The 3,045-nt window shown below is 60.0% G+C and carries 4 protein-coding genes; 1 reads left to right on the top strand and 3 read right to left on the bottom strand.

The window, feature by feature from the left end; genetic code table 11:
* On the top strand, positions 1 to 801 hold an 801-nt coding region (locus CXY80_RS00285), incomplete at its 5' end, for an FUSC family protein (protein WP_104131144.1).
* A gap of 103 nt (positions 802 to 904) precedes the next feature.
* Here the strand turns inward: CXY80_RS00285 and CXY80_RS00280 are convergent.
* The 3 genes from CXY80_RS00280 to CXY80_RS19275 form a co-directional block, all read right to left on the bottom strand.
* Entirely contained in the window at positions 905 to 1,219 is a 315-nt protein-coding gene (locus CXY80_RS00280) for a hypothetical protein (protein WP_146070596.1), read from the bottom strand.
* Positions 1,220 to 1,609: 390 nt separating this feature from the next.
* Positions 1,610 to 2,326: a hypothetical protein gene (locus tag CXY80_RS00275; RefSeq protein WP_146070595.1), complete on the bottom strand. Its 717-nt coding sequence runs from the start codon at positions 2,324 to 2,326 to the stop codon at positions 1,610 to 1,612.
* A 251-nt stretch (positions 2,327 to 2,577) separates the two neighbouring features.
* A complete protein-coding gene (locus CXY80_RS19275; RefSeq protein ID WP_158251493.1) occupies positions 2,578 to 2,718 on the bottom strand; it encodes a hypothetical protein in 141 nt (46 codons plus the stop codon).
* Between the last annotated feature and the right edge of the window lie 327 nt (positions 2,719 to 3,045).

Here is a 3,045-nt window from a genome sequence, read left to right as displayed (position 1 = left end):
GGCATCGGCGCGCTGATCGCCGCGACAGGGTGGTTCGGCAACAACCGCGAATACATACCCGTGACGGTCTTGTTCGTGCTGATCGTGGGTGGGCCCGATGCCGACTCTTACTCCATCGGCTATGCCGTGCAAATCAGCCTCGGCATCGTCATCGGGCTCCTGATCAACATGTTGGTCTTTCCCGCGCTGAACCTCAATGCCGTGGGCCAGAACCTCTCGAACTATCGCTCGGCGCTGGCCGATCACCTATCCGAGGTCGCCGAAGCCCTGGCCGAGAACTGGCCACCGGAGCGGGATGGCTGGGCGTCGCGCAAAGACTCGCTCATCAAACTTTCCAGCGGGCTGCGAACTGCGCTGCAGCAGGCCGACGAAAGCCGCAAAGTCAATCCGCGGGCTCGAATCCACCGCCACCGAGACCTGAGCGCCGACTACGAGGACCTTGCTGCGCTCGAAACCATCGCCTTTCATGTGAGGGATCTCACGGAGGTACTGGCCGGGGCAGTGTGGGGCACCCCGATCAAGGTACAACTGAGAGAGGACTTGCGCCCGTCGGTGAGCCTGGCGCTTGACGCGTTGGCTGCGGCGCTGCGTGATTGGGATTCAGGAAATACGGATCTGACGGCGCACTCCGCTGCCGCGGATGCGCTTGCGTCCCTCATGGCCGAGCTTGACAACATAGAGGACTCCACTCCGGCGACGTCGATGGGCGCCGCGATATCCATCGCGATGGATATCGCCCGAGCGCTCGCAGCCCTACTCTCCCGCCTCGAAGGTCCGGCCACTGATGACTCGTTGCGATGACCCGTTATGGAACGGCAGGAATTTGAAATCAGTTACCGTCCTATGCCAAAGGACTCCCGCAGATGGGCAGGAGAGCTTGCCCTGTTTCCCTGCTCTTATGTGTCTACCGAATCCACTGCGCGAGGTAATCGCTGCTCACGTAGTGCAATATTCCGTCCCCGAATACAAAACCGCCCCGAGAAACGTTGATATTGACTTCGGGCTCCTGCAGATATCCGCTGACGGGCTCGTTGGTTTCAGACGCTCCGAGGCTAATCAGGTCGGCCTTCTTGACATCCCATTGCTCAGCTGTCATCTCACGCACTGCAAAAACAGCGACCTGGCCGCTGTTGGGCACACCTTGTTCGCACACGAGCCCGTCATTCTCAGCCATGAATTGCATGTTGTCGTTCCACATGTTGAAAACGGTGGGGCGCATTCCCTCTGCTTCGAAGGCGGCATACGCCCCGGGTAGCAGGAGCGTGCCACAGTCGACTGCCACGGGAGCAGCCGTTGCAGATGCTGACGCTCCTGATCCCGCACCACTATTGTTTTCAGCGTCAGCAGGCGCGGTAGTCGCTGACTTCGTGGCGGTTTCGGACGCCGAATCACCAGCGTCCGGAGCTGAGGCTGCGCACCCAGTCAGTGCAACAACGACTACAAGTACGGACAAAATTCTGGCACTGAACAATGCGCCCCCCAATTTGCTCATATTCCACCGTAACGTCAACGGAACACCGTGCAATTGATATCTGAACACGCTCTGGTGCACGTGATTCGAGCTCCCACCCTGAACTACCTGACCGCTGATCAGGTCGTGTCGCCCTGGCTAGTTTGTGGATCGCGTCCAGGGGCTCACGCTGTCCCGTTGGACGTTGACGACGCTGGGGCCAGCGAGGAGAGTACCGACAGCCGTGAAGTCTTGCTGAGGGAGGATGCTGTCGGTCGGATCGATGCCATTGAACTGTTGAACGTTGACCCGTCCCGAGTTTGTGGACGAGAAGACGACCGGTTGCTCAGCGCCCGCATACAAATAGGCGTCGTAGCCGCCGGTCTCCGGCAATGGGGGAAGCGCCGAAATCGGTGACACGGTAACGGACCAGTCACCCGCGCCGGCTTCAACACCTATCCAGCCCGCCGGGCCAGCGGTGGGGTCCAAACCGTAGGCCACGCTGGCAGAATCACCCATGTAATCCGTCGTTCCGGCTTCGTGGAAGGTGCCGTCCTCTCCATAAACCTGCGCATAGGAGTCCTCATTAACCCAGTGGCCGGGTGCCCACGTGATTGTGTAGAAGCCAGCTTTAGCGTCGTCGGGAAAGATAATTTCATCAGCTCCACTACCGGTAACGGTGAAAGCCGTAAAAGTCCCGAATGTCTCGTCCGCCCACACCTGCGCAGATTCCTGCGCAGTAGGTTCATCCGCCTGGGCCGGGGTCGACGAAACAGTCGCTGATGAATCAGGTGCGGTCGGCTGCTGTGCTTGGCAGCCTGACAAGCTAACAGCCGTTACGGTCGCTACGGCCAATACAAATGTCACACGTTTCATAGGATCCCCCTGGTGTTTTATCGTCTACTCCGCGTTGAGATGACGGCGTCGGGCTGCGCCTTGGCGACCCACCGGTTCACGTTGAGTTTTGCACTGCCCGAGCTCGTTGGACAATTCGGCAGTTGCGGTCGTGTGTGCGAGGTCTATGCGTGAGCCGCGGCCCTGATGCAGGCTCTTCAACTTGCGCCATGACCTGTGGCTGCGGTCCGAAGGAACAGAGAGGCCCGCAGAAGCAACTTCTCGCGGGACGCTTAGCCGCGAATGCCGTGGCGTCCCACTGCGGCCAAGGAGCGCGTGCGCGCATTTCCGATGGCGATGAGGAGTCCGACCACGGATGCAACGGCGGCACAGACGAGGAATGTGATCGTGGTGGTCCAGCCAGGGCCGGCCATCACAAAGCCTTGCCCGTCTGCACGCTGCCAGTTACAGGCTCGCCCCAACGGCCACCAGGAGAAAGATCCATGCACCCGCGCGGCTTCCGACGTGACCGCGAAAGGGGCGGACCCCCGCCATGGTCCTTCAACGAGGCACTTGTAATCGAGTCCGCCGTACGTGGCGGATAGCCAAGCCAACGCGACTACGCAAAGAGCAGCGACAACACTGACCACGATCAGAGAAATACCGATAGACCGCGTCAGTGCCATCCTGCTCTTCATCCTGCGCTGACTCTATTGCAATTTCTGCCCGTCTTCGCCTTGTCATGCATCCGCAAGAGGAAC

This window comes from Cryobacterium sp. M91, assembly GCF_002929615.1.
GTDB classification, from domain to species: Bacteria; Actinomycetota; Actinomycetes; order Actinomycetales; family Microbacteriaceae; genus Cryobacterium; species Cryobacterium levicorallinum.
Note: the sequence above shows the minus strand (reverse complement) of the source record. Positions and strands in the feature narration are given on the sequence as shown.

Coding starts and splice junctions, on each gene's coding strand:
- CXY80_RS00280 (WP_146070596.1), bottom strand. CDS start 1,219: ATGCGCCCCACCGTTTTCAACATGTGGAACGACAACATGCAATTCATG.
- CXY80_RS00275 (WP_146070595.1), bottom strand. CDS start 2,326: ATGAAACGTGTGACATTTGTATTGGCCGTAGCGACCGTAACGGCTGTT.
- CXY80_RS19275 (WP_158251493.1), bottom strand. CDS start 2,718: ATGGCCGGCCCTGGCTGGACCACCACGATCACATTCCTCGTCTGTGCC.